We start from the raw sequence: 24,904 nt of genomic DNA, 5'->3' as shown, positions 1-24,904 counted from the left end.
TAAAACGCTACGATGCCCCGTCCGTCGGGGGTGTGCGTGCCCCGACTCTTGACCGCCCGGCGCGACGACCCGACAGAGTGTTGAATGGTAGCACATCCATGTTTCGTGTTCGATGTTGGACAATCGTCCCAAAAATACAGCGTATGATAATCGGCGGCCCAAAATTATATACGGGAGTTGTCTCGGGAAATCTGTGACAGTCAGGTACGACAGACGAACGTTTCTCCGCGCGGCCGCCGGCACGGTGGGGCTCGGCTCGCTCGCCGGGTGCGTGGGGACGTTCGGAACGGAGTCCGGGGAGCCCGTTCGATTCGGGGCGATGTTGCCCGTCAGCGGGTCGCTGGAGCAGGTGGGAACGCACGGCAAGCGCGCCGCCGAGCAGGCGGTCGAGGACATCAACCGGGCCGGCGGCGTGCTCGGGCGGCCGGTGGAACTGACCACCGTGGACACGGAGGGGTCCGCGTCGGTCGCGACCGACGGCTACGCCTCGCTGGCCGACGCGGGCGTCATCGGCTTCGTCGGCGGCCTCGTCAGCGACGTGTCGCTCGCGCTCGCTCCGAAGGCGGCCGACGACGCCGTCATGGAGATGTCGCCGGCGAGCACGAACCCGCGGCTCTCGGACGCCGGGCGCGCCGACGGGCGGAAGTTCTTCGGCCGGACCGTCCCGAGCGACAGCCTCCAGGCGACCGCGATGGCGAAGATTCTCGACGCGACGCAGTACGCCGACGCCGACCGGGTCGCCCTCCTCACCGTCGACGGGGCGTTCGGTTCGGACCTCGGCACCGCGCTCGGCGACCAACTCGACGCGGAGGTCGTCACCGAGGTCAGCTACGACCCGAGCGCGGAGGAGTTCGGCGGCGTCGTCGACGAGGTGTTCGCCGACTCGCCCGACGCGGTCGGCTTCGTCAGCGTCCCCGGACAGGAACGGGGCGTCCTCGACGCCTACGGCGCGTCCGACCACGAGGCCCCGTGGGTCTTCTCGGCGGGCCTGTTCGACGGCGAGATTCCGCCCTACTACGAGGGCTTCTACAGCGCCTCGCTCTCGTCGGTTCGGACGGACGGCTACTTCCACCTCACCCAGCGGCTCTCCGACATCGCGCCGCTCCAGCCCTACGCGGCGAACGCCTACGACGCCCTGTTCCTCATGGCGACGGCGGCGGAGTACGCCGGCGAGGCGTCGGGTCCGGCCATCGCCGACGCCCTGCAGGCCGTCTCGGGCGGGACCGGCCACACCGTCTCCGTCGGCGAGTTCGACCGGGTTCGGACGCTCGTCGACGCCGGCCGCGAACTGAACTATCAGGGCGCGTCGAGCGGGGTCGACCTCACGGAGGCGCTCGAACCGCTGAGTTCGTATCTCGTCGAGCGCGTCCACAACGGCTCGGTCGAGCAGGTCGAACTGCTCCAGCGCCAGTTCTTCGAGTCCGGAGGTTCGCAATGAACCCGTTTTCGCGGCTGACGAGCCTCCTCGAACGGGCGCTTCCGAACGTGATTCGCCGGCGCTACGCGGCGAAGTTCGGCGTCGTGCTCCTCCTCATCGCGGTCGTCATGGGCGGCGCGGGCGCGTACATCCACTTCGACACGAAGTCGGTCGTCGAGTCGCAGACCGAGTCGCAGATTCGCGGCGCGGCGGCGACGGAGGCGAAGTCGGTCTCCGACTGGGTGACCTCGAAGGAATCGACCGTCTCGTTCCTCGCGGAGTCGCTCGCCGACCAGCCGGCGGGCACCCCGGCGGCCGACCACCAGCGGTGGCTCGAAGGGAAGCTCATCCAGCTCTCCGGCGACGTTCGCTCGCTCCACTACGTCGACGCCGACACCGGCGCGGTCGTCGCCAGCACGACCGACAGCGCGACCGGCCAGTCGCTCGACTCGCTGTCCGCGCCGTGGGCCGACGACGCCGCGGCGCTGGCGTCGGGCCAGTCCGTGACCGTCTCCGCGCCCTACGAGTCCGGCGGCGAGCCGGTCGTCGCGTTCGCCGCGCCCGTCTCCGGAGCCAACGGCGCAGTCGTCCTGACGGCGTCGCTCGAAGCCGGCTCCCACCAGTTCGAATCGCCCTACGCGACCGGCGACACCAAGGTCGTCACCGAGTCCGGGACCATCCTGTTCGACAACCGCAAGGCGTCTATCCTCGACGAGTACGCGGCCGCCGACGGCTCGTCCGTCGAGGCCATCGACGCCGCGCTCTCCGGGCAGACCGGCTACGAGGTCGTCTCCGCCCGCACGGGCATGGAGCCCGGCGAGTACGCGATGGCGTACGCGCCCATCACCGGCACCGACTGGGTGCTCACCTACCACGTCCCGGCCGACCGGGCGTTCGCGCTCCAGTCGCACGTGACGACGAACGTGATGTTCCTCGTCGCCTTCGCCGTCGGCGCGCTGTTCCTCGTCGGCGCGACCATCGGTCGCGGCACCGCGCGGTCCCTCTCGGTCGTCGCCCGCAACGCCGACGACATCGCCAACGGCGAGGTCGACGGAGACCTCCCGAACACCGCCCGCATCGACGAGATGGGCCGGCTGTACGACTCCTTCGAGTCGATGCAGTCGTACCTGACGACGGTCGCCGGGCAGGCCGAGGCGCTCGCGGACAAGCGCTTCGACGACCCCGTCCTCGACGAGGACATCCCGGGGTCGTTCGGCGAGTCGATGGGCCAGACGCACACTGAACTGGAAGCCCTCATCACCGAACTCGAAGCGAAGGCCGCCGAGTTCAGCGAGACGATGGCCGACGCCGCCGACGGCGACCTCACGCGCCGGATGTCGGAGGACGCCGACAACGACGCGATGAACGGGATGGCGCGGTCGTTCAACGACATGGCCGACGAGCTCGCAGCGACCGTCGCGGAGGTCGTCGAGTTCTCCGAGACCGTCGCCGCGGCCAGTCAGGAGGTCACCGCGAGTTCCCAGGAGATAGAGCGCGCGAGCCGGCAGGTCAGCGAGTCCACGCAGGTCATGGCCGAGGGCGCGCACGAACAGCGCGAGAACCTCCGGCAGACGACCGGCGAGACGAGCAACCTCTCTGCGACCATCGAGGAGGTCGCCTCCTCGGCGAGCGAACTCGAACGCACGGCCCAACACACCCTCGAAGCGAGCGAGGACGGCCACGAGGCGGCCGCCGACGCCATCGACACCATCGAGACCGTCGAGACGCAGACCCGCCGGACGGTCGACCGCATCGAGGACCTCGAAGGCGACATGGCCGAAATCGGCGACATCGTCGAACTCATCACCGACATCGCGGAGCAGACGAACATCCTCGCGCTCAACGCGAACATCGAGGCCGCCCGCGCGGGCGAGGCCGGCGAGGGCTTCTCGGTCGTCGCCAACGAGGTCAAGGAACTCGCCGGCGAGACCAAGGCCTCCGCCGAGGAAATCGAGGCGACCATCGAGGAGGTCCAAGCGAAGTCCGCGGCGTCCGTCTCCGAGATGCGCGAGACGCGCGACGCCGTCGACTCCGGCGTCGACGCGGTCCAGACCGCCCGCGACTCGCTGGACACCATCGTCGAGAACGTCCGCGAGACGACCGACGGCGTCGACGAAATCAGCCGGACCACCGACGAGCAGGCCGCCTCGACCGAGGAGGTCGCGTCGATGATGGACCGCGTCTCGGATATCAGCGACGAGACCGCCGAGCGCGCCGAGTCGGTCGCGGCCGCGGCCGAACAACAGACCGCCTCGCTCAGCGAGGTCTCCGACGGCGCGGACCGCCTCGCCACCCAGTCCGAGCGGCTGATGTCGCTCGTCTCAGAGTTTACCGTCGACCACGACGCCGCGGACCGCGACGGCGCGCTCGCCGACTCCGCCGGCGCTTCGGTCGCCGACTTCGACGCGCCGGCGACTGACGGCGGCCTCGACGGTGACGCCCCCGACCACACCGGCCGCACCGACGGCGACACCGACCGAACCGACTGACGCCGCGACCGCTCCGCGGGAACGCGGCTTCGCGGCCGTCTGAACCGCTGTCCCCCCGACTCGGCCTTCCACCCCCGTTTCGGCCCTCTCTGGTCTCCCGTTCGACCCTTTTCGGTTCCGGTTCGCCCCTCTCTGGTTTCCCGTTCGACTCTCCCGCGCGACGACCGCATTTCGGGACCGTCCGTTTTCCACGCCCGCCGCCGGAGTGTACCGATTCTGTACCACCACAGAATCAGTGTTGATACTCAGGAACGTAGCGTTATACCGGCAATCATCGTGGGGTAGACGTATGGACCTGCTTTCGCGACTCGCGGCGCTGGTCCCGGGGGCCGGGGCTCGGACGCGGACCGACGGTGGCGCACAGGCTGACGAACGAGGGACGGTCGCGGCGGCGGCCGAGCAGTTGCACACCGGTGCCCTGCTCGACGGCGTGGGGATGCCGGTGTTCGTCCTCGACGCCGACGGGCGGGTCATCGCGTGGAACGCTCCGATTACGACGCTCACGGGCGTCCCCGCCGCGGAGGCGCTCGGTTCGGAGCACGTGAGCGAACTGTTCTACCCGGACGGCCGGCGGGCGAAGACCCTCGCCGACAAGGTGCTCGAAGACCCGCGGAGCGCCGACGTTGTCCACGGACTCGACGTGGTCGACGAGGGCCGCCAGCTCTACCGCGACACCAGCACGATGACGGACCGGCACGGCGCGAAGCGGCACATCGCGTTCACCGCCCAGCCGCTGTTCGAGGGCGACGAACTGGTCGGCGTGGTCGAGGCCGTCCACGACCGGACCGACGCGGTGGAGAAACAGCGGGCCTCCGAGGCGCTCGTCGAGGAGGTCTCGTCGACAATCGGGAGTCTCACGGCCGGCGACCTCTCGGCGCGGGCGTCGTTCACGGACGACCGCGGCGTCCTCGACGACGAGACGCTGGCGGTCGTCTCGGACCTCAACGAGATGGCGACCCGGTTCGACCGCCTCGCGAACGACGTCGACGCCACGACGGCGGACCTCGGCGGGGCGATTCAGCGGGCCGCGACCGCCGCGACCGACATCGAGTCGCAGGTCACGGAGCAGGCGGACCTCCTGTCGACGGGCGCGGAGGAGATGCAGGAGCTATCGGCCAGCATGGAGGAGATTGCCGCCACCTCCGACGAAGTTGCGTCGGCGGCGAATCAGGCCCGCGTGGCCGCCGAAAACGGCCACGAGGCCGGCCAGAGCATCCGGACCGCGACCGACCAAGTCATCGACATCTCCGACGAACTCCTCGACAGCGTGACCGAACTGCAACAGCGCATGGGCGTCATCGAGGAGGTCGTCGAGGTCATCGCGGAGGTCGCAGACCGGACGAACCTGCTCGCGCTCAACGCGAACATCGAGGCCGCCCGCGCGGGCGAGGCCGGCGAGGGCTTCTCGGTCGTCGCCGACGAGGTCAAACAGCTCGCGAACCAGACCCACGAGCACACCGAGGAAATCGCCGACAGCATCGCCGAGATTCAGGAACAGGCCGACGAGACGGTGCTGGCCTCCGAGCAGTCCCACGAGCAGATTCAGGTCGCCTCCGGCGAAATCGAGGACGTGCTCGCCTCGCTCTCCGAAATCGCCGACGCCGCGGACTCGGCGGCCAACGGCGTCACCGAGGTCGCCCGCGCGACCGACTCGCAGGCGACGAACATCGAGGAGGTCACGAGTACGATTCAGGTCGCCCAAGAGCACGCGACCGCCGCCGAAGAGTCGACGACCGACATCACCGACGCGACGGCCGACCAGACGGTCGCCCTCGACGCGCTCGCCGACCGGGTCGACGCCCTCGTCGGCGGCGACGCCGCGGCGGTCGAGGAACTGGACGCGATGGACTTCGACGACGTGGCCGACGGCGCGGACGCCGACGCGGATGCCGACTCGGTTCGCGCGGCGACCGACGGCGGCTCGGACGACGAGCTCGGCGGGTTCCAGTTCGATAGGTAGCGCGTCTCCCGCGACGGTGACTCTGTTGGAGTCCTCAGCGACTGATCGTTTGCTGAGGCCGTACTGAAGACAGCGCGCGAATCTACCGGTGATGCTTTCGAGAGAGCGGTTATCTCGTTGCCAGTCGTAGGTAGACGGGTACTGGCATGGAAGACGTTACAGTCGTCACACGGGCCAGTTTGGGAGGCCCAGACGACTCCACCGACGTTTCACGACAAGAGATATTCGAAACCGAGGATGCCATCGTGGTTCAGTCGCGGGTCGCCGGTGGAGTCACGACCGGATGGCATCACAACGGTGACCGCCACGTCTACGGGTACGTCGTGGCCGGCCACGCCGTTCTGGAGTACGGGCCGGCCGGTCGGGAATCGGTCGAACTCGACGCAGGCGACTTCGTGTACGTCCCGCCGCACACGATTAGGCGAGTGGTGAACCCGACGACTGAGGAGTGGATTATCGCCATCAGCTTCGTCGGCTCTGGACCGCCTGCCGTATCCGTTGGTGGCCCCCAGTCAGGCGTCGAATAGCAGAAACACTCTACTGACTCCGCCCGCTCCTCAGTCGAGGCTGATTGCACAGCTCTCGACGTAGTCGATGTCCTCGATGGAGTCGACGCCGCCCTCGCCGCAGACGGGGCAGTCCGGGTTCTTCCGGTACGGGACCGTCTCGAACGTCATGTCCATGGCGTCGTAAAACAGGAGCCGCCCGTCGAGCACCTCGCCCTCGTCGAGAAGGAGCTTCATCGCCTCCGTCGCTTGAATACAGCCGACCGTCCCGGGGAGGACGCCGAGGACGCCCGTCGTCGCGCAGTCGGGGACCGTCCCCGGTTCAGGCGCTTCGGGGAACAGACACCGGTAACACGGCCCCTCGGGGACGAGCGTCGTCGCCTGCCCCTCGAACTTGTATATCGCGCCGTGGACCAGCGGGATTCCCTCGAATCGGCAGACGTCGTTGAGCAGGTAGCGCGTCGGGAAGTTGTCCGAGGCGTCGACCACCACGTCCGCGTCGGCGACGACCTCGTGGACGTTCGACTTGTCCACGCGGGCCTCGACCGGTTCGACCGACACGTCGGGGTTGAGCCCGCGGACGAACGCGGCGGCGCTCTCGGCCTTCGGCGTCCCCACGTCGTCGTCGCGGTGGATGACCTGCCGCTGGAGGTTGCTCCGCTCGACCGCGTCGTCGTCCACGACGACGAGTTCGCCGACGCCGACCGCCGCGAGGTACTGGATGGCCGGCGCGCCCAACCCGCCCGCGCCGACGACGACGACCCGCGCCGAGAGCAGTCGCCCTTGGCCCTCGGGGCCGACCTCGTCCATGATGATGTGCCGCGAGTAGCGGTCCAACTGGGTGGCGTCGAGTGAGAGCGTCATATCCCGAGGTTGGCGTCGGCACCGAATAAAGCCGCGGCACGGACGCCCTCGCTTCTCGGACCCGAACCGTCGCCGCTGGCGACGACATCGCCGGAAGCGACGCGCCTTTGACGCTCCGCCCGTTCACGTCGGGTATGGTCGCCGAGACGACGCCCGACGAACTCCGCGAGAAACTGGCCGACGACGACGATGACCTCGCCGTCGTCGACATCCGAGACCCCTCGTCGTACGCGTCCGGACACATCCCCGACTCGGAGAACCTCCCGGCGGCGACGCTCGGGCCCGAGGTGTTCGACCGCGAGTGGCCCGCCGAGGTCGTCGTCTCGTGTTACGTCGGCAAGAGTTCGAAGCAGGTCGCCTCGGTGCTGGACAGCAACGTCGACGCCGACGTGTCCAGCCTTCGCGGCGGCTTCGACGCGTGGGACGGCGCGGTTGAAGACGGCTCCGCGGGCGAGGGCGAAGCGGACCTCGGTCCCACGTCGCCGTTCTGAGTCGTCGACGCTTCTTTTCCGACTGCGCGTTGACTCGCAGAGCGACGCCCGTACTACTCGCCGGGAACCGCGACGGGCGACCCGCGCCGTCGGTTTCGGTTCTGAAGATAGAAGACGAACACGGCGAGGCCGCCGAGCACCGGCAGGAGGACGAACGCGACGAAAAACCCGACGGCCCACATGTCCGCCGTGTCCATCGCGCGGCGCTTCGCGTCGCGGTATAGCCACGCCGCGCCGAGGACCGCGGCGGCAACGAGTATCGGCCCGCTGAGTTCGATACTGACCATGGGGTCGATTCGATGGTCCGGCCCCGCCGCGATAAGCGTGGGTGCTTCGAGACGGAGCCGCGGCTCGGCGGTCGATAAAGAGAGAAATCGGCGCGGTGCGCGGGGCGTTACTTGCCGCGGCCGTTGCCGGCGCGGATGGAGGGACGGTTGTGTTCCGTGCCCTTGCCGCGGTTCTGGAGACCGCGGTTCTTCTTGCCCGCGTTGGTGAGACCGCGGAAGGCGCGGCCCTCGTGGGTGTCGTCGCAGATCCAGTTGAGGTCGTCGTCGTTCTGGATGGCCGGGTGCTCGGGGTCGACGAGGATGACTTCCTGCCACTTCTGGGAGCCGTCCTGTCCGACGCCGTAGGAGTTCAGCACGCGCAGGTTGGGGTGCTTGCGCGAGGCGCGCTCCTCCGCGATGCGCGGGATGGACTTGCGGCGGCCGATGCGGTTGACGCCCTGGCGCTTCGTGCGGCGGCCGGCCTTGTGGCGCTGTTTGCGCGCGCCGCCCTTGCGGACGGAGACGCGGACCACGATGATGCCCTGCTTGGCCTTGTAGCCGAGCTCACGGGCCTTGTCGAGGCGGGTGGGGCGCTCGATGCGCTCGATAGCGCCCTGCTCGCGCCACTCCTGTTTTCGCTGCCACTGGAGTTCGGCCAGCTTGCCTTCCTTCGGGGTCTTCCACGCTTCCTTGATGTGGGAATAGAAGCTTCGTGCCATTGTGTATCACCGCGGGCGCTTGCGATTCAGTCCGTCGGGGAATCCCCCTGAGACCACATTTCGTCCCGTGCGTGACGGGTGCCCTCTGGCGTGCCCGCATTGCCAGCGAGTTAGCGAACTTACCGGCAGGGGAGGGTTAAGGACTTCGGATTCTCGCGGCGCGCGTGCCACCGACTCACGCGGTGAGGCGGTCGAAAAAGACGGTATCGAGGATGCGCCCGCCGCGGCTCAGCCTTCCATCCCGCCGAACGACAGACCACCTTCGATGTAGCGCTGTGCGAACAGGTAGATGAGCACGATGGGCGCGGCGAACGTGAGCGCGAACGCCGAGAACCGGGCCCACGGGATGGAGTACCGGCCGACGAGTGAGTACAGCCCGACGGGGAGGGTGTAGTTGTCCGTCGACAACAGCGTCTGGGCGACGACGAACTCGGTCCACCCGGTGAGGAAGGTGAAGATGAACACCGTCGCCAGCCCCGCCTTCGACAGCGGCAGGATGATCTCGGTGACGATTTTCCACGACGGCGCGCCGTCTATCATCGCCGCCTCCTCGTAGGAGACGGGAATCCCGTCCATGTACGTCTTCAGGAGCCACGTGTTGAACGGGACCGCGGTGGCCGCGTAGTACGCCGACAGCGCGAGTTTGTCGTCGTTGAAGCCGAACTGGACGAACAGGGCGTAGAGCGCGATGAGGAGCGCGACGCCCAGCCCGCCGCCGATTTGGGTGAACAGGACGTAACCGTACAGCACCTTCGAGCGGCCGATGAACTGCCGACGAGACAGCGCGTACGCGCCGGGGACGATGAGACACATGGCGAGTATCACCGTCGGAACCGCCACGGTGAGGCTGTTGGCGAAGAACCGCTTGAACTCAGATGTCTCCGTGACGCCGTACTGCGACACGTCGAGGAACGTCAGTTCGGGCGTCTGGAGGAACACCTCGTAGCCGCCGAGGGCGAGGCTGATACGGTAGCTCGGGACGATGAGGTCGCCGACGACCCAGAGGAACGGCTCGATGGTCGGGTCGGCCGGCCACAGGCGAATCCCGCTCGACGAGTACAGCGACGCGCCGGTGCCCGAGAAGGCACCGACGGCGACCCAGTACAGCGGGAACAACAGGAGCGCGACGACGACCGCGGCACCGAGGGTGATTCCGGCGGTCTTCAGCACCGTCGCGGGGCTGACGCGCCCATCGCGGACGCCTTCGAGTGTGTACTTGACGTCCTTGACCGACTCGACGGGAGCCGCCGCGGCGTTCCGCGCGTCGTCGGCGAGTTCGGCCGCGAGGTCGGAGACGACGCTCATGCGTCGTCCACCCCGTCGGCGAGCTGTCCCTTCTTGACGTTCAGCATCATGAAGACGCCGATGACGGCCACGGCGACCAGCATGATGGCCGCGCCCTCACCGTACTTCTGGAAGCGGAACGCCTCGCGGTAGCCGTAGACGATGAGGAGTTCGTTCGTCCGCGACGGCCCGCCCTGATTGAACACGTACGGGATGAGGAACTGCTGAAACGACGCCGCGGCGGTGAGAATCGAGGCGAACAGCACGGGGCGCTTGATAGAGGGGAGCGTCACGTGCAGGAAGCGGGCGAAGAAGCCCGCGCCGTCTATCATCGCCGCCTCGTGGAGTTCCTCGGACACGTCCTGCAGGGCGCTCACGGTGATTATGACCATGAACGGGTACGCCAGCCACGCCTCGGTGACGTTGTAGGCGAGGAAGGCCATCCAGCGCTCGGAGAGCCACGCGACCGAGCCGAGGCCGGCCATCCGGAGGAACTGGTTGGCGAGGCCGAACTCGGCCGAGCTGAAGATGCCGCGCCAGATGGTGATGGTGAAGATGCCCGGCAGGCCCAGCGGGACGATGATGAGCGCGCGCATGAACCGCTTACCGCGGACGCGCTTGCCCGTCACCACGAGGCCGACGCCGAGGCCGACGAGCACCTTGAGCGCGACCGACGTGGCGACGAACAGCCACGTCACGCCCATCGAGTTCCAGAACTGCCCGTCCGAGAGGACCCGTACGTAGTTGGCGAGACCGACCCACTGCTCTCTGCCCTGAAACAGCGTGGCCGGTTCCGCGTTGGTAAACGAGAGATACACCAGATACAACACGGGAAACAGCATGAACGCGAGGAAGACGAACAGCCCCGGGAGCACCAAAAGCAGGGGCAGGTCGCCCCTGCTCACCACCGGGCTGTCCGCGACGCGCTCGACGGCGCTGTCGACGACGCTCATCGTCCTTACTCCCAGTTAGACCGGATGTTCTCTTCGGCCTTCGTGAACGCGGCGTCGAGCTCCGCGTCGCCGTTTTTCACGCTGTTGAAGGCGTCTTCGAGCGGCCCCCACACGTCACCCATGTTCGGGTGCGTCGGGATGGGCGTGCCGAGCGAGACGGACTCCGAGAAGCCCTGAACGGCCTCGGGGAGGTCGTCGCTCGCGGCGAGTTCCTCGTGGACCGGGATGTAGCCGAACTCCTCGGCGTTCGCCGAGAGCACGTCGGTGTTCGTCGTGTACCACTCGGCGAACGCGCGGGACGCGGCCGCCGCCGCCTCGTCGCCCTCCAGCGTCGAGGTGAAGTAGAGCTGTTTGACCGTCGTGTACGGCTTGGGTTCCGCGTCGCCCTCGGGCGAGGGGAGCCGTGCGATGCCGGCGTCGATGTCGTTCGAGCGAACGTCGCCGAGGAACCACGGCCCGTTGATGGCAAAGGGCGCGTTTCCTTCGAGGAAGACCGCCGCCTGCGGGTCGTAGCCGGTGTCCTTCGGCTGGTACGGGACGAAGTTGTCGAGGATGAACTGGAACCCGTCGAGCGTCGCCTCGTTCGACAGGCCGAGTTCGACGTTCGACTCGTCGAAGTAGTAGCCGCCGAAGGCGTGCGCCCACGCGCTCATGAAGTAGGCGTCGAGTGGGTAGCTGAGCCCGTACATCCCGTTTTCGGGGTCGTGGTACTCCTCCATGACCGCCGTCATGTCGGCGACGGTCTCGGGCGCTTCGTCCACCATCTCGCGGTTGTAGATGAGGCCGACGGTCTCGGCCGCGTAGGGGAGCGCGACGGTCGCGCCGTCGAACTGGACCGCCTCCTGTGCGGGCTCGGTGTAGACCGAGAGGTCCACGTCCAACTGGTCGCTCTGGTCCGAGAGGAAGCCGTTCTGGTAGTACTCGCCGGTCCAGTCGTGGGCCCAGTCGAACATGCCCGCGCCCTGCCCGGCCGGGATGGCGGAGGTCGTCTTCTTCCGGAGGTCGGCGATTTCGGCGGGCTTCGCCGTGTGGGCCGTCTCCGAGGTGAACGTCTCGGCGTTCGCTTCGAGCGCCTGCTTCTCGGCTTCCGCGCGCTGGTGCCAGAGCGTGAACGCCCCGCTCGGCCCCGCGGAGTCGGTCTCCGACCCAGCGGTGGTCTCGTCGCCACCGTCGCCGCCTTCCGCACCGCTCTGTTCGGGTGTCCGCGTCGAATCGGTCTCCGACACGCCCACGCACCCTGCGAGTGCGCCGACGGCCGTCGTGCCTGCCAGTTGCTTCAGGATTGTGCGGCGGTTCATTGGCATAACGAATCTATGATGAACTATGTGTTCATATATTTAATAGTTCGGAATGACGGCCGCATTCGCGGGGAAAATTGCCAATACGACGCCCCATCGAGAAATCGGGGGATAGCCGATAGAACGTTTCTAAGGGCCACTCCCGGCGATTTAAAATTTAATACGAACTATTGCATCACAAATTCAGAAGATAGGAAAACGGTTATGGACGATGGGGACAGACGGGGAGTAATGGCACGTCTCACGCTCGAAGCGCTTCGCAAGGAGTACGACCGGGGCCGCGTCGTCGCCGTCGATGACCTCTCGCTCGACGTCGAGGACGGCGAGTTCATCACTGTCGTCGGCCCCTCGGGGTGCGGGAAATCGACGACGCTCCGCATGGTCGCGGGGCTCGAATCGCCCTCCGGCGGCACGATTCGAATCGGCGGCGAGGACGTCACGGACCAGCACGCCCGCAAGCGCGACGTGGCGATGGTGTTCCAGAACTACGCGCTGTACCCGCACAAGACGGTCATGCAGAACATGGCGTTCGGCCTGCGGATGAGCACCGACCTCTCGAAGGACGAGCGCCGTGAGCGCGTCCGCGAGACGGCGGCGATGATGGGCATCGAGGACCTGCTCGACGACAAGCCCGACGAGCTTTCCGGCGGCCAGAAACAGCGGGTCGCGCTCGGTCGCGCCATCGTCCGCGAACCCGACGTGTTCCTGTTCGACGAGCCGCTTTCGAACCTCGACGCGAAGCTCCGGACGACGATGCGAACCGAGATTCAGCGCCTCCAGAACGAACTCGGCATCACCTCGCTGTACGTCACTCACGACCAGGAGGAGGCGATGACGATGGGCGACAGAATCGTCATCCTCAACGACGGGAAACTCCAGCAGGTCGGTCGCCCGAAGGACGTGTACGAGAACCCCGCCAACGAGTTCGTCGGCGGCTTCGTCGGCTCGCCCTCGATGAACTTCCTCAACGTGGCGACCGAACGCGAGGGCGACCGCCTCGTCCTCGTCGGCGACGGGTCCTTCTCCTACCGCCTGTCGGAGCAGTTCTCGGCGACCCTCCGCGAGGCGACCGACGCGACCGACCTCCGCGTCGGCGTCCGCCCGGAGGACGTACACACGGCCTCGTCAGGCGAGAACGTCGTCGATTCGACCGTCGGCGTCGTCGAGCCCATCGGCTCGGACAACTACCTCCACCTCGACGTCGGCCCGGACTTCATCGCCCGCGTCGATTCGGACGTCGAACCCGAGACCGGCGAGACGGTCGGCGTCACCTTCGACGAGTCGGACCTCCACGTCTTCCACCCGCGGACCGGCGAGTCGCTCCTCTCCCGCGAATTGAAGCGACGCGCGGCCCCGACGCAGTCGGCGTGAAGACATAGTTCGCTGTTTTCTCGCGGTCAGTTCGCTCCCAGAATCGGCAGTCCCGAGCGCGCCGACTTACTCCCCGCCGAACGCGTCGTCGGCGTCGAGCGTCGCCAGCGTCGCCAGCCGGAGCGCGTGTGGCCAGCCGAGCGGCGTCGCGCTGTCGGGCGTGCCGTCGTCGAAGAACTGCTCGGCGAGGAAGCCCTCGTCGGTGCACAGCGGGCCGTCGGGGCGGACGAGGTCGAGGAGCGCCCGACCCTCGTCGGCGAACTCTCCGGCCCGACCGTCGCCGTGTTCGGCCAGCAGGGCGGCGAGTTCGACGCCGGCGTTCGCGCCCCACGCGGTCGAGACGGTCCAAACCTTCTCTGAGGACTGTTCGCGCGTCCGCCAGTCGTCGCCCTCGAAGCGGACCAGCCCTTTCACGTCGCTGTCGTCGGGGTCGTGCCAGAGGCCGTCGAAGACGGACTCGACGTGGCTGACGAGCCGGTCGAGTCGGTCGTCGTCGACAGTTTCGAGTCGGTCGTAGGTCCGGTGGGCCGACGCGAGCGCGAGCGCGGCCGAATCGTAGCGGTCGTCGAGTTCGCCGTCGGCGACGCGGAGGGCGTAACAGCCGCGGCCCTCGCTCCAGAGGCGGTCGATGCCGTCGTACACCTCGCGGGCGCGGTCGGCGGCGCGGTCGGTCAGCGCCGAATCGAGGTCCGACAGCGCGAGCGCCGCGTAGGCTTCGAGGAACGTCGCGGCGGTGTGGCTGAACCGGCCGGTCATGTTCTCCCACGCGTTCTGGCAGTCGACGGGGAGGCCGTCGTCGCCGAGGGTGTCGTCGAGGCTGTCGAGGGCGCGGGCGAGCGTCTCCTCGATGTCGGTGCGGAGGTCGTCGTCGGAACAGCGGTCGTGATAGGCCGCGAGGAAGGCGATGACGCTCCCCGTCTGGTCGGCCTGATAGTCGGCGTCGTCGCCGGATTCGAGCCGCGCGTTCGCCCACCCGGGCGCGAGCGAGCCGTCGAAGGGCCAAACGCGGTGGGGCCACGAGCCGTCTTCGCGCTGGGTGCGGCAGTAGGCGCGGGCGCTCCGTTCGTGCCACGCGTCGAGGCCGAGGTCGAGTCGCTCGTCGGACTCGAAGAGGAACGTCGAAATTTCGGCGTCATCGCGGAACCACGTGTAGCCGTAGCCGCCGGAGTAAGCGTAGTAGGGGTCGAAGTCGGGGCCGGCGATGCGGAGGCCGAGCGCGCCGGACAGAAGCGAGAGCACGCGGATGTCGTCGCGCATCGCCGCCGACTCGGCGTGGTCGGGAACCGCGCCTTCGACCTGCCCCGCGGCGCGCTCGCGGAGGTCGTCGAGGTCGAGCGAAACGAGGTCGCGGACGGTTTCGAGCGCGTCCTCGCGGGCCGTCTCCGTGTCGTCGGTGAGCAGGTGACCGACCGCGGCCGCGCCGGCCTCGAACGGGACCGTCCCGACGACCGCGCCGCTCAGTTGGCCCTCCTCGTAGCAGTCGTCGGTGCGGGGTCGCGGCAGTTCGACCTCGCCTTCCGAGAGCAGTTCGCCGAAGCCCTCGGGCACGCGACCCTCGACGTGGTCGAACGCCGGCGACGACGCGAGAAAGTCGTGTTCCTCGGCGTGGTACGCTTCAACGGCGTCGCCGTGGGTCAGTTGCCCGACGAGCGTGTCGCGGCCGTCCGGCTGGAAGTGGACGAAGGCGACGAGCTCCACGCCGGCGTCGGTCTCGAACCGACTGACGTGGCCGTCGCCGACCGCGAGGTCGTACTGCGTCACGCCGCCGTGGGGCGTCTCGTGTTCGGTGACGACGAGCGCGCCGTCGCCCGCGTACGACTGGCACGCGCCCTCGTCGAACCAGTAGACGCCGGTCTCGTCGCCGACGGGACGGACGCCGAACCGGGAGCGCTCGACCCCCCAGCGCCCGGACAGCGGGTAGCCGAAGTCGCGGAGCGAGCCGTCTGTCTCGACGTGGACCAGCCGGTTTCCGAGCCCCGAAAACAGGCCGCTCGTCGTCCGTCGCTCGCCCGGGAACCGCGTCGGGTGGTCTGCGTGCCGCTTGTAGTCGGCCAGCGCGTCGCGTAGTTGCATCGCTGAGTCGTGGGACTCCCGCCGGTAATAATCTTGGTGTAATGTTCCTTCAAACTTTCATGCCGTTTCGAAACGGTAAGGGTGTCTCTCCTCCGAGTGAGGATATGCATCACCCCGTCTCCCGCGAGTCACGACGGTCGGTCGTCCCGTGAAACGCGGAGCTGAGACGACTAACACTGACCTCCTGACGGGCGCGCGAGTCGCCGCCGAGTCGAGCCATTAAGTATCGTGGTCGATGACAGTCCGACCATGGACGACCGGGAACTCGCCGACCTCCTGGAGCAGTTCGGGCTCTCAGAGAAGGTCGTCGACACGTATCTGACCCTGCTCGAACTCGGGGAGGCGAAGGCGAGTCAGATTGCTGACGCGGCGGGCGTTTCCAAGCGCTACGTCTACAGCGTGAGCAAAGAACTGGAATCGCGCGGCTTCGTGGAGATCAACGACCACGTCGTGCCGACCACGATTCGGCCACTGCCGCCGATGGAGGTCATCGAATCGCTCTCCGAGAGCGTCGAGTCGATGCGCCCCGCGCTGGAGGAACGCTACACGGCCACCGCCCGCGACGAAGAGCGCTTCGAGGTCATCAAGTCCCGCGTGACGGTGCTCAAGCGCATCGCCGAACTCATCGGGCGCGCGGAGTCAGAAATCACGCTGTCGCTCCCCTACGACGTCCTCGACGAGGTGGAAGCCGAACTCCGGGCGGCCCGCGAGCGCGGCGTGCTCGTCTCGCTCGTCGTCAGCGGCGTCGAACCGCACGACGACCTCGCACTCGACGGCGTGGCCTCGCTCGTCCGCGTCTGGCACGAACTCATGCCCACGATGCTCACCGTCGACTCGCGGACGGGACTCGTCTCCCCCGGAGAGATGGTCGCCCGGTCGAACTCCGAGTCGCAGGCCATCGTCTTCGCACAGCCCCACCTCGGGCCGGTCATCGTCGGCTCCTTCTTCGGGAACTACTGGCCGATGGCCGCCGAGGCGTACACGACCGACCCCGACCCGCTCCCGGCGACGTACCACAACTTCCGCCACGCCGTCTTGCAGGCGGCGCTCTGCGAGCGCGCGGGCATCGACCTCGACGTGACCGTCACCGGCCGAATGGTCCACACCGACGGCCCGACCGAACTCCGCGGCCGCGTGGTGGACATCCGGCAGGGCCTCCTCGAACCCGCGAACAACTCCTTCCCGGTCGAGAACGCCTTCGTCGTCGAGACCGACGAGGGAACTTACAGCATCGGTGGACAGGGCGCGTTCGTCGAGGACTTCGAGGCCGACGCGGTGGAGTTCACGGCGGCCGAATAACGAGCACTCGCGGCCGCGGTTCCTTCCCGGCAGTCTCGGTCTGTCTTCGTTGGCTACCCGTTCCGCCGAGCGACGCCCTCACCATCAACGGCAGTTCTCCCTCGAAATCTACATTTCATATCGCGCTATCTGATTTATCACCGCGGAAACCGGCTACCGCCACGGCTCTCGAAACCTCACTAGCGACGGCAGAAAGCGGCGTTCCGGGTCGGTGGGCGGTTCAGACGGCGAACGCGCCGATGCGTTCGAACTCGTTTTCGGCGATGGCGTCGGACAGCGCGTCGATATCGACGTCGTCGGGCATCTCGGCGGGGTACTTGCGGCGGAAGTAGCCGACGATGTTCTTCGCGTCGCGCGCGAGGAGTTCCCGGGCGTTGTCGTGGTCGGTCGGGACGGCCTGCGGCCAGTCGAACACCGTGATGCCGCGCTCGCCGACCGCGACGTTGTACTCCGACATGTCGGCGTGGACGTAGCCGGCCTCGTAGGCGTCGGCCATCTCGGAGAGAATCAAATCGAGGACGCCCGTAACCTGTTCGGATTCCAACTTCGCCTTGGCGAGTTCGACGCCGTCGAGTTTCGCCATGATGATCGCGTGGCGGTTGTGGTCGACCGGGCGCGGCACCGACACCTGCGGGAACAGGGTTTCGAGCGCCTCGTACTCGCGTTCGGCCGCCTTGCGGGCGGTGTAGAGCCACGAGACGTGGTGGTTCTCGGAGGTGTAGTCGCGCTCGCGGCGCACCTCGCGGAAGTTGGTGTACCCCTCGCGGTGGAACTTCAGCGCGAGCGGCTTGAACGACTGCACCTCGAACACGTCGCTTTCCTTGCCGACGCCGAGGGGCGCGCCGAACCCCTGGATGGTGTCTCGCTGGGCGAACGTCCGGAGCGCGAGCGCGTCGTACCCCTCGACCGTGAGCTTGTACCCCTCGTACTGGATGGTCTTGCGCTCGACGAGCTCGCGGGTCATACAGCGGTCGATGCGGTAGTCGACCTCCTCGGCGGACAGCCCCGAGTTCTTCGGGAGCTTCTCCCGGTTGACCCACTCGCTGAAGCGCATGCCCTGCTCGACGCCCGAGAGGAGGTAGAAGTCCTCGGGCTCGAGTTCGGCCATGACGCCGGCGACGTTCCGTACCATGCACGTTCGTCCGTCGGCGAGGCGTAAAAGGCCCGCGAGTCGGCGAACCTCGCCCGGGATAAATCATATGCGACGATACGAAATGAGGGGTGTAACGACCCACCAACAATCTCGGCGGGGGATTTCGGAAAGTCGGCGTCTCGCGGCAGGGCTACGAGGGAGTCGCTCCCTATCGAGGATGTAGTCCGCAAGTCCCAGTGTGAACTTTGGTGCCGATTGAGCGACCTGACTGGAGGCGTTGAGAGGAACGCGTGAATGGGCCATTTTTCTCTCACCCGACATTTATGCGAAACGAGACAGTTGGAACGGATATGACTACGCGACCGGAGAGGGTGGGGCGGCGACACGTCCTCCATGTGCTGGGAGTCGGTCTGACAACTGGCGTGGCCGGCTGTAGTAGCCTCAGGGGGTCGACGGACGACTCCTCGGATAGCAACGAGCCGCCTGCATCCGATGCCACCGCGTCAGAAGCGAACGCTTCAGCCGTCGTCGTTGAACTCTCCACAACGGCCCAGCCATCACGGCTCCCGCCAATCTGGGAGGGCCACGACATCACGGCGTTCCAGGCGCAATTATCGGTCGAAGCTTCCGGTCAACCGGACCAAGTAACACTCGCCAACGACCGGGTGAAACTGACCCGCGAGTCCGAGGCGTGGACTGACGATACCGTAACGGTCGAGCCAGGGCAATTGACTCCCGGTGAGCAGACGTTCACTGCCACGGCTACCCGGGGTGAACAACAGGCACAGGCTACGGCCTCGGTTTCCAAGTCGATACCGAGCGCGTATAAACTCGATATCGTCCCAGAACGAAACGAGGAGCTGAGAACTCAAATCAGTCAGCACTCGATTCAGGAGAACTATCTTGAGGACCGTGGTGGATTCACTACTTCAGACTTAGTATTCGAGACGTACCACAGTCACGAACAACTGTCCTTCGACAAATTCGGAATCGACCTCGTCGCCTACGAATGGAGACACGACAACGACTATACTAGCTTGGCAGAAGTCCGAACTACTGATGTGAAGAACTTCGTGGATAGTATCGGGAGGGATACTGGGAACTCCGACATTGAAGCAATCAAAAATGGCGATGAAGTACCTTCTGCAATCTATCCAAACGGAAGCATGGCAGAAAGAAGGGGAGGTAACTTTGACTACGAACAATTCTCAAACGCTGAAACAGTAGGAGAAGCACTGGATTGGGTCCACCCCTACCTATTCAACTGGCACGCAAAAATAACGGATAGCGGCCCCATCTCTACAGAAGATGCTCTGTATGCGCCTTCTCTAGAACAGGCAATTGAAGAAAATACCAATACGGGTTTAGAAGTTCATGCATGGGACGTCGAAACCTTAGGTCACGGGACAGGCCTTATTTACGGGAAGAACGCCGACGGCTCAGAAGAACTCAGATTCATGGAGACTGTAGCATCTCCAGTGACTTCAAGAGGAGGAGGCATTCAGCTTCATCCATTAATTGAGGAGTCTGGATATCTAGATCCCGAAAATCTTGGCTACCAGGAGCATTGGCATCCACTACGATTCGGGTGGGAGAAAGATGAGGACACATCTCCATTAGGATTCGAAAATAAGAAGAGGAGCGCCGTAAGCGCATTTGGAGGAATGTCTAACTCCCTCCACGCAGAAGAGAATCCAGTACCAGGAGCTTCTGATACAGTTGCTCCAACAACAGAATATGTGGTTGATCTCACAGGGGAGCTTAGAAACTTCAATCAGAACAATACGGAGTTCGAGACATTATACAATCAGTCAAAAGCACTTGTAAAACTGGTTAGAAAACAAGACGAAAACCACATCATCTATGGTACAACCGAAAACCCACAGTACGCTGTTGTCGAAGATGACTCCTTAATTGAGGAAGTGTGGGAAGATACGAGTGGCGAGTACGACGACTTCGACCAGCAGTTAAAGCAGAACTCGGCGACAACATGAGTTCGAAGCGATGGACCCGGTCCTCGACAGAGACGAGTGAAGACGTCGAAATGTGGTTATCGGCTACGATGTTCCACCCCGCCATCCCCTGACATCTGGGAAGCGAGAGACTCGCACGCGCTACCGAGCGGCTGATTCAAGCAGTAAAATCGAGCAGATAACTCACGTGTCAGCCGTCTTCGAGTGGACTCAGGCCGCGTCGAGGTGGAACTCGACGACTGCGCCCTCGCCGTCGTCGGTCGGGGGGAGGCGGAGTTCGCCGCCGTAGGCCTCCACAATCCACTTCGAGAGCCAGAGGCCCAGTCCGTTACCGTGGCTGAGGTCGCTCTCTTCGACGTTCTGCTCGATGAGTTCGCGCTGGTGGTCGGGGATGCCCGGGCCGTCGTCCACGATTCGCACGACCACCTCGCCGCCGACGCGTTCGTACTCGATTTCGACCGTCGGCGCGCTCCCGGCGTGTTCGAGCGCGTTGTCGACGATTTCGCGGAACGCGATTTTCAGCTTCTTCCCGCCGACGACCGTCGCCGGACCGTCGCCGCTGACGGTGATGGTCGCCTCGGGGTTGGCCGCCGAGCGGTCGTCGACGAGCGAGTCGAGGAGCGCGCGCAGGTCGACCGTCTCGCCCCCGTGGTCGCTGTCGACGAGTTGGGTGACGGTCTTGACCTGGTCGCTCATCGTGCCGAGGTCGTCGCCGGTCGCTTTCAGTCGCTCGCCGATGCGGACGGTCTCTTCGTCGCCGCCGTCGGTGGCGAGTCGGTCGCCCCAGCCGAGGAGCAACTGCGCGGTGTGCCGGAGGTTGTGGCGGACGAGTCGGTTGATGACCGCGGAGCGTTTGTACTGCTCGGACAGCTCGCGGGTCCGAATCCGGCGCACGTCGTTGATACCGATGAGGACGTGCGCGACGGCGCTCACGCCGACGACGATGGCGGCGCTGAAAAGCGGCTCGCTGACCGCTCCGCCCGCGGCCCGCTGGTAGCTCCCGATGAGCGCGAGCACGAACACGGTGACGACGACGCCGAGGAGGTTCCAGCCGGCGACGCGGGCGGCGTGGGCGGTCTTGAGGTCGCTTCGGTAGACTGCGGGACCGATGGCGACGAAGAGCACCGAGATGACGAGGCCGAAGGCCGCGGCGACGAGTCCCGCGAGGTCGGATGCGACCGAGGCGACGCTGTTCGAGACGATGACGAACAGGGCCACCCCGGTGAGACTGAGCGACCCCGCGCTAACGAGACGAGAGACGTTCACGGTTCGTTGACTCTCCTAGTGCTAATAACGCTTCTTTGAAACGAGTTGTCACTCGGCGTTGACGCGGTAGGGAAGCCCCTCGGGGTCGAAAACGCCGTCCGCGTCGCACCGCGCCGACACCGGGCCGACGGTCGCCTCGCTGTCGGTCGGATACCACGCGCGGCCGACCGGCGAGACGACGAATCGGGCGTCCCGGTCGCCGACGAACACGAGGTCGCCGCCCTCGAACGACTCCAGCGGCTCGATGCCGAGCGCCTCGGTCAGCGACGCCACGAACGACTCCACGTCGGGGACGGCCATCCCGACCTCGGTCGCGCCGCGGAGGTCGGTCGCCGGGTCGAACTCGCCGGTCGCGTCGCCGTCGTAGCAGACGTACTCGATGACGTTGCCCTCGGGGTCCTCGAAGTAGACGGAGTCACAGCCGAGGAAGTCGAACCGGACGCTCGGTCCCTCGTCGGTGTCGAGCACGTCCACGCCCGCGCGCTCGTCCAGCCACGCGACCACGGAGTCGACCGCGGCGGCGACGGTGAACGCGAGGTGGCCGGGGTCGGTGTCGCCGAGTTCGAACCACAGGGTCGTCTCCCCGGCGGTCGCCGAGCGCTGTGACCCGGGGACGGCCGCGAAGCCGAGCGTCTCGACGTAGAACTCACACAGCGAGATGGGGTCTGTCGCGGCGAGGGCGACGCGGGTGAACTTCATGGTTCCACGTCACCGCGATGCGGTTTAACGGAATCGCTCGCGTCGGCCGAGCGTCGAAATCGCTTTCTCCCGGATGGACGAAGCCCACGTATGAACGACTCGCAGGGGTCGATTGCCGACCGCGAGTGGCGGGTGATTCGCGAGGAGGTCCGACCGGGACCGATGCAGATGGCGCTCGACGAGGTCGCGGGCGAGACGGCCGCCGCGGGCGGTCCGCGGACCGTCCGCGTCTACTCGTGGGAGCCGAGTTGCCTCTCGCTGGGCTACGGACAGGACCCCGAGACGGTCGACTGGGACTACTGCGACCGCGAGGGCATCGACGTGACCCGCCGACAGACCGGCGGCGGTGGCATCTACCACGACCGCCACGGCGACGTGGCGTACTCCATCGCCGCGCCGAAATCGGAGTTGCCGGGCGACCTCATGGACTGCTATCACCTGCTGTGCGAGCCGATTTTGGACGCGATTCGCGCGGTCGGCGTGGACGTGGACTTCGTCGACGACGACGTGCCCGTCATCTGGCATCCCGCCTGCTATCTGCGGGCGCTCCACCCCGCCCACGACATGGTCGCCGCGGGCCGGAAAGTCGCGGGCAACGCCCAGTACCGCCGCCGCGACGCCGTCGTCCAGCACGGCTCACTCACCTACTCGGTGGACGCCGAGACGCACCTCGGCGTCTTCGACGGCCACGACGTGACGCCCGAGGCGTTCCGCGAGCGCGTCGTCGGCATCGACGAACTCGCCGACGCCTCCCGCGAGGAGTTCGTCGCGGCGCTGACCGAGTCGCTCTCGGGGTTCGTCGACGCCGACGAGGGGTCGTGGGCCGACGCGGAACTCGACCGCGCGCGCGAGAAAGTCGACGAGAAGTACCGCGCGGACGACTGGGTTCGCCGTCGCCCGGGGTCGCGCTCCGACTGAGCGGCCGTCGTCGCTGTCATCGCTGTCATCGCTGTCGTCGTCGCCGCTCGCCGCAACCCCGCCACCGCGCTCCCGCCGTCTGACGTCGCCGCCGACTCCGAAGTCCCTTTGTTCGGGTACGCCGTCGGACTCTGCATGCAAGTCGGCGCACACGTCTCGATGTCCAGTTCGAAGGTCTCGTCCGACGACGAGACGCCACCGCACGGTAACGTCGCCAACGCCGTCTTCCGGCAGGTCGCCTTCGGCGGCAACTGCGGGCAGATTTTCACCACCTCGCCGCAGGTGTGGCGCGACCCCGACATCTCCGACGAGGAGGCCGAACTGTTCCGCGAGCAGACCGCCGACAACCTGGCCGGCCCGTGGGTCATCCACTCGTCGTATCTCGTCAACCTCTGTACGCCCAAAGACGGTCTCCGGCAGAAGTCGCTGGACTCGATGCAGACGGAGGTCGACATGGCCGACAAACTCGGTATCGAGTACGTGAACGTCCACCTCGGGGCCCACACCGGCGCGGGCGAACAGCAGGGCCTCGACAACGCCGTCTCCGTCCTCGACGACCTCGACATCCCCGACGGCGTCACCGTCCTCATCGAGTCCGACGCGGGCTCGGGCACCAAGATGGGCGACGACTTCGCCCACCTCGGCTACGTCCTCGAAGAGTCCGAACAGGACCTCGACGTCTGTCTCGACACCGCCCACGCGTTCGCCGCGGGCTACGACCTCTCGACGGCCGCGGGCGTCGACGAGACGTTCGAGGAACTCGACGCCGAGGTCGGACTGGAGCACCTCAAGTGCGTCCACCTCAACGACTCGAAACACGAGTGCGGGACGAACAAGGACGAACACGCGCTCATCGGCGAGGGCCTCATCGGCGAGGAGGGCATGCGCGCGTTCATCAACCACGAGGCCATCGTCGACGACGACGTGCCGCTCGTCTTGGAGACGCCCACCGAGGACGGCAAGGGCTTCGCGTGGAACATCGAGCGCGTCCGCGAACTCCGCGCCGACGCGGAGTAAGACGCCGGACCGCGGGCCGGGACACCAGGGTCCGCCGCTGAGTCTCGCATCGACCGTTTCGACCGTTTTTTGGGTCGCCGCGCCCGACTCCGCGTGTGCGACGTTTCTCCGAATCGTACCTCCGGCGGACGCGAGACGGCATGTGGGACGACTCCCGCGCGGCCCTCGCCGACCTCGACCTCGGCGGCCGGACCCGCATCCTCGACGTGGGCTGTGGGACCGGCGAGTTCACGCGCGTCCTCGCGGAGGCCTCGGACGCCCGCGTCGTCGGTGTCGACGCCGACACCGACCTGCTTTCGGTCGCGGCCGACCGCGCCGGCATCGAGGCGGTCGCCGGCGACGCGACGCGGCTTCCCTTCGCCGCCGACAGCTTCGATTTGGTCGTCTGTCAGGCGCTCCTCGTGAACCTCCCGGACCCGACGGCCGCGCTCAGCGAGTTCGCCCGCGTCTCGTCTGACCTCGTGGCGACGGTCGAACCCGACAACGCCGCCGTCGGCGTCGACTCGACCGTCGAGGCGGAGGCCGCGCTCGACCGCCGGGTCAGAGACGCCTTCCGCGAGGGCGTGGCGACCGACGTGGCGCTCGGCGACCGCGTCCGCGGGCTGTTCGACGACGCCGGCCTGTCGGTCGTGGGAACCCGCCGGTACCACCACCGCAAGCTGACCGAGCCGCCGTACGACGACCACGACGTGCGGAGCGCGGCCAAGAAGGCGACCGGTGAGGGACTGGACCGCCACGAGGCCGACCTCCGACGCGGACTCGACGACGACTCCTACGAGTCCGTCCGCCGGGAGTGGCGGAAGATGGGCCGCGAGGTCGTCCAGCAGATTCGAGACGGGGAGTACCGCCGGGCCGAGGTCGTCCCGTTCGACGTGACGACGGGCCGGGTGTAGCCGGGCCTGTTCGACGGACCGAACCGATGGCCGAGTCACCGGCCGAAAAACGAGA

The 24,904-nt window shown here is 66.7% G+C and carries 21 protein-coding genes; 11 read left to right on the top strand and 10 right to left on the bottom strand.

All coding sequences use genetic code 11. From position 1 onward, the window contains the following. The first annotated feature begins 271 nt into the window (after positions 1 to 271). The 4 genes from C438_RS14675 to C438_RS14660 all read left to right on the top strand — a co-directional run bounded on the left by C438_RS14675 (position 272) and on the right by C438_RS14660 (position 6,393). Complete coding sequence (locus C438_RS14675) at positions 272 to 1,438, top strand: ABC transporter substrate-binding protein (RefSeq protein WP_275039883.1); 1,167 nt, start codon at positions 272 to 274, stop codon at positions 1,436 to 1,438. Then, the gene (locus C438_RS14670) at positions 1,435 to 3,906 is read left to right on the top strand and encodes a methyl-accepting chemotaxis protein (protein WP_004970412.1); all 2,472 of its coding nucleotides are present in this window, start codon (positions 1,435 to 1,437) and stop codon (positions 3,904 to 3,906) included. Before C438_RS14675 ends, C438_RS14670 begins: the two co-directional genes overlap by 4 nt. 289 nt (positions 3,907 to 4,195) lie before the next feature. Further along, positions 4,196 to 5,866 carry a methyl-accepting chemotaxis protein gene (locus C438_RS14665; protein ID WP_004970411.1) on the top strand — a complete coding sequence of 557 codons (1,671 nt, stop codon included), beginning with the start codon at positions 4,196 to 4,198 and terminating at the stop codon, positions 5,864 to 5,866. Positions 5,867 to 6,012: 146 nt separating this feature from the next. Further along, positions 6,013 to 6,393, top strand: a complete 381-nt coding sequence (locus C438_RS14660; RefSeq protein ID WP_004970409.1) for a cupin domain-containing protein — start codon at positions 6,013 to 6,015, stop codon at positions 6,391 to 6,393. A 30-nt stretch (positions 6,394 to 6,423) separates the two neighbouring features. Here C438_RS14660 and ubaA read toward each other — a convergent pair whose 3' ends face one another. Next, entirely contained in the window at positions 6,424 to 7,236 is an 813-nt protein-coding gene (ubaA, locus tag C438_RS14655) for an SAMP-activating enzyme E1 (RefSeq protein WP_004970407.1), read from the bottom strand. A 134-nt stretch (positions 7,237 to 7,370) separates the two neighbouring features. On the opposite strand from ubaA, the gene C438_RS14650 reads away from it, so the two are divergent. Continuing rightward, the gene (locus C438_RS14650) at positions 7,371 to 7,727 is read left to right on the top strand and encodes a rhodanese-like domain-containing protein (protein ID WP_004970406.1); all 357 of its coding nucleotides are present in this window, start codon (positions 7,371 to 7,373) and stop codon (positions 7,725 to 7,727) included. 53 nt (positions 7,728 to 7,780) lie between these two features. On the opposite strand, the gene C438_RS14645 is transcribed toward C438_RS14650, so the two are convergent. The 5 genes from C438_RS14645 to C438_RS14625 all read right to left on the bottom strand — a co-directional run bounded on the left by C438_RS14645 (position 7,781) and on the right by C438_RS14625 (position 12,247). Continuing rightward, entirely contained in the window at positions 7,781 to 8,014 is a 234-nt protein-coding gene (locus C438_RS14645) for a hypothetical protein (protein WP_004970405.1), read from the bottom strand. A 107-nt stretch (positions 8,015 to 8,121) separates the two neighbouring features. Then, the gene (locus C438_RS14640; RefSeq protein ID WP_004970404.1) at positions 8,122 to 8,712 is read right to left on the bottom strand and encodes a 50S ribosomal protein L15e; all 591 of its coding nucleotides are present in this window, start codon (positions 8,710 to 8,712) and stop codon (positions 8,122 to 8,124) included. A gap of 228 nt (positions 8,713 to 8,940) precedes the next feature. Continuing rightward, complete coding sequence (locus tag C438_RS14635) at positions 8,941 to 10,017, bottom strand: sugar ABC transporter permease (protein ID WP_004970403.1); 1,077 nt, start codon at positions 10,015 to 10,017, stop codon at positions 8,941 to 8,943. Then, a complete protein-coding gene (locus tag C438_RS14630; RefSeq protein ID WP_004970402.1) occupies positions 10,014 to 10,949 on the bottom strand; it encodes a carbohydrate ABC transporter permease in 936 nt (311 codons plus the stop codon). The genes C438_RS14635 and C438_RS14630 overlap by 4 nt, the downstream gene beginning before the upstream one ends. 5 nt (positions 10,950 to 10,954) lie before the next feature. Beyond that, positions 10,955 to 12,247 carry a substrate-binding domain-containing protein gene (locus C438_RS14625; protein ID WP_083900027.1) on the bottom strand — a complete coding sequence of 431 codons (1,293 nt, stop codon included), beginning with the start codon at positions 12,245 to 12,247 and terminating at the stop codon, positions 10,955 to 10,957. A 231-nt stretch (positions 12,248 to 12,478) separates the two neighbouring features. Here C438_RS14625 and C438_RS14620 point away from each other — a divergent pair, with 231 nt between their 5' ends. Beyond that, the gene (locus C438_RS14620; protein WP_004970400.1) at positions 12,479 to 13,618 is read left to right on the top strand and encodes an ABC transporter ATP-binding protein; all 1,140 of its coding nucleotides are present in this window, start codon (positions 12,479 to 12,481) and stop codon (positions 13,616 to 13,618) included. Positions 13,619 to 13,684: 66 nt separating this feature from the next. Here the strand turns inward: C438_RS14620 and C438_RS14615 are convergent, their stop codons facing one another. Continuing rightward, positions 13,685 to 15,691: a hypothetical protein gene (locus tag C438_RS14615; RefSeq protein ID WP_004970399.1), complete on the bottom strand. Its 2,007-nt coding sequence runs from the start codon at positions 15,689 to 15,691 to the stop codon at positions 13,685 to 13,687. A 249-nt stretch (positions 15,692 to 15,940) separates the two neighbouring features. Between C438_RS14615 and C438_RS14610 the strand changes: the two genes are divergently transcribed. After that, a complete protein-coding gene (locus C438_RS14610; RefSeq protein WP_004970398.1) occupies positions 15,941 to 16,990 on the top strand; it encodes a TrmB family transcriptional regulator in 1,050 nt (349 codons plus the stop codon). A 220-nt stretch (positions 16,991 to 17,210) separates the two neighbouring features. Here C438_RS14610 and C438_RS14605 read toward each other — a convergent pair whose 3' ends face one another. Continuing rightward, complete coding sequence (locus C438_RS14605; RefSeq protein WP_004970397.1) at positions 17,211 to 18,122, bottom strand: serine/threonine-protein kinase RIO2; 912 nt, start codon at positions 18,120 to 18,122, stop codon at positions 17,211 to 17,213. A gap of 311 nt (positions 18,123 to 18,433) precedes the next feature. Between C438_RS14605 and C438_RS19170 the strand changes: the two genes are divergently transcribed. After that, a complete protein-coding gene (locus C438_RS19170; protein ID WP_083900026.1) occupies positions 18,434 to 20,077 on the top strand; it encodes a hypothetical protein in 1,644 nt (547 codons plus the stop codon). Between the two features lie 189 nt (positions 20,078 to 20,266). Here C438_RS19170 and C438_RS14595 read toward each other — a convergent pair whose 3' ends face one another. After that, on the bottom strand, positions 20,267 to 21,322 hold the full coding sequence (locus C438_RS14595) for a sensor histidine kinase (RefSeq protein WP_004970395.1): 1,056 nt from the start codon (positions 21,320 to 21,322) through the stop codon (positions 20,267 to 20,269). A gap of 48 nt (positions 21,323 to 21,370) precedes the next feature. Beyond that, positions 21,371 to 22,021, bottom strand: a complete 651-nt coding sequence (locus C438_RS14590; RefSeq protein WP_004970393.1) for a VOC family protein — start codon at positions 22,019 to 22,021, stop codon at positions 21,371 to 21,373. Between the two features lie 90 nt (positions 22,022 to 22,111). Here C438_RS14590 and C438_RS14585 point away from each other — a divergent pair, with 90 nt between their 5' ends. The 3 genes from C438_RS14585 to C438_RS14575 all read left to right on the top strand — a co-directional run bounded on the left by C438_RS14585 (position 22,112) and on the right by C438_RS14575 (position 24,849). Beyond that, positions 22,112 to 22,939, top strand: a complete 828-nt coding sequence (locus tag C438_RS14585) for a lipoate--protein ligase family protein (protein WP_004970392.1) — start codon at positions 22,112 to 22,114, stop codon at positions 22,937 to 22,939. 135 nt (positions 22,940 to 23,074) lie between these two features. Continuing rightward, positions 23,075 to 23,956: a deoxyribonuclease IV gene (locus tag C438_RS14580; RefSeq protein ID WP_004970391.1), complete on the top strand. Its 882-nt coding sequence runs from the start codon at positions 23,075 to 23,077 to the stop codon at positions 23,954 to 23,956. Positions 23,957 to 24,051: 95 nt separating this feature from the next. Then, entirely contained in the window at positions 24,052 to 24,849 is a 798-nt protein-coding gene (locus C438_RS14575) for a class I SAM-dependent methyltransferase (protein ID WP_004970390.1), read from the top strand. Positions 24,850 to 24,904 lie beyond the last annotated feature (55 nt).

This window comes from Haloferax denitrificans ATCC 35960, from assembly GCF_000337795.1.
Taxonomy (GTDB): domain Archaea; phylum Halobacteriota; class Halobacteria; order Halobacteriales; family Haloferacaceae; genus Haloferax; species Haloferax denitrificans.
Note: the sequence above shows the minus strand (reverse complement) of the source record. Positions and strands in the feature narration are given on the sequence as shown.

What these genes read in the sequence shown, in the direction of transcription:
- C438_RS14670 (WP_004970412.1), top strand. Translation starts at nt 1,435, where the DNA reads ATGAACCCGTTTTCGCGGCTGACGAGCCTCCTCGAACGGGCGCTTCCG.
- C438_RS14665 (WP_004970411.1), top strand. Translation starts at nt 4,196, where the DNA reads ATGGACCTGCTTTCGCGACTCGCGGCGCTGGTCCCGGGGGCCGGGGCT.
- C438_RS14660 (WP_004970409.1), top strand. Translation starts at nt 6,013, where the DNA reads ATGGAAGACGTTACAGTCGTCACACGGGCCAGTTTGGGAGGCCCAGAC.
- ubaA (WP_004970407.1), bottom strand. Translation starts at nt 7,236, where the DNA reads ATGACGCTCTCACTCGACGCCACCCAGTTGGACCGCTACTCGCGGCAC.
- C438_RS14650 (WP_004970406.1), top strand. Translation starts at nt 7,371, where the DNA reads ATGGTCGCCGAGACGACGCCCGACGAACTCCGCGAGAAACTGGCCGAC.
- C438_RS14645 (WP_004970405.1), bottom strand. Translation starts at nt 8,014, where the DNA reads ATGGTCAGTATCGAACTCAGCGGGCCGATACTCGTTGCCGCCGCGGTC.
- C438_RS14640 (WP_004970404.1), bottom strand. Translation starts at nt 8,712, where the DNA reads ATGGCACGAAGCTTCTATTCCCACATCAAGGAAGCGTGGAAGACCCCG.
- C438_RS14635 (WP_004970403.1), bottom strand. Translation starts at nt 10,017, where the DNA reads ATGAGCGTCGTCTCCGACCTCGCGGCCGAACTCGCCGACGACGCGCGG.
- C438_RS14630 (WP_004970402.1), bottom strand. Translation starts at nt 10,949, where the DNA reads ATGAGCGTCGTCGACAGCGCCGTCGAGCGCGTCGCGGACAGCCCGGTG.
- C438_RS14625 (WP_083900027.1), bottom strand. Translation starts at nt 12,247, where the DNA reads ATGAACCGCCGCACAATCCTGAAGCAACTGGCAGGCACGACGGCCGTC.
- C438_RS14620 (WP_004970400.1), top strand. Translation starts at nt 12,479, where the DNA reads ATGGCACGTCTCACGCTCGAAGCGCTTCGCAAGGAGTACGACCGGGGC.
- C438_RS14615 (WP_004970399.1), bottom strand. Translation starts at nt 15,691, where the DNA reads ATGCAACTACGCGACGCGCTGGCCGACTACAAGCGGCACGCAGACCAC.
- C438_RS14610 (WP_004970398.1), top strand. Translation starts at nt 15,941, where the DNA reads ATGGACGACCGGGAACTCGCCGACCTCCTGGAGCAGTTCGGGCTCTCA.
- C438_RS14605 (WP_004970397.1), bottom strand. Translation starts at nt 18,122, where the DNA reads ATGGTACGGAACGTCGCCGGCGTCATGGCCGAACTCGAGCCCGAGGAC.
- C438_RS19170 (WP_083900026.1), top strand. Translation starts at nt 18,434, where the DNA reads ATGACTACGCGACCGGAGAGGGTGGGGCGGCGACACGTCCTCCATGTG.
- C438_RS14590 (WP_004970393.1), bottom strand. Translation starts at nt 22,021, where the DNA reads ATGAAGTTCACCCGCGTCGCCCTCGCCGCGACAGACCCCATCTCGCTG.
- C438_RS14585 (WP_004970392.1), top strand. Translation starts at nt 22,112, where the DNA reads ATGAACGACTCGCAGGGGTCGATTGCCGACCGCGAGTGGCGGGTGATT.
- C438_RS14580 (WP_004970391.1), top strand. Translation starts at nt 23,075, where the DNA reads ATGCAAGTCGGCGCACACGTCTCGATGTCCAGTTCGAAGGTCTCGTCC.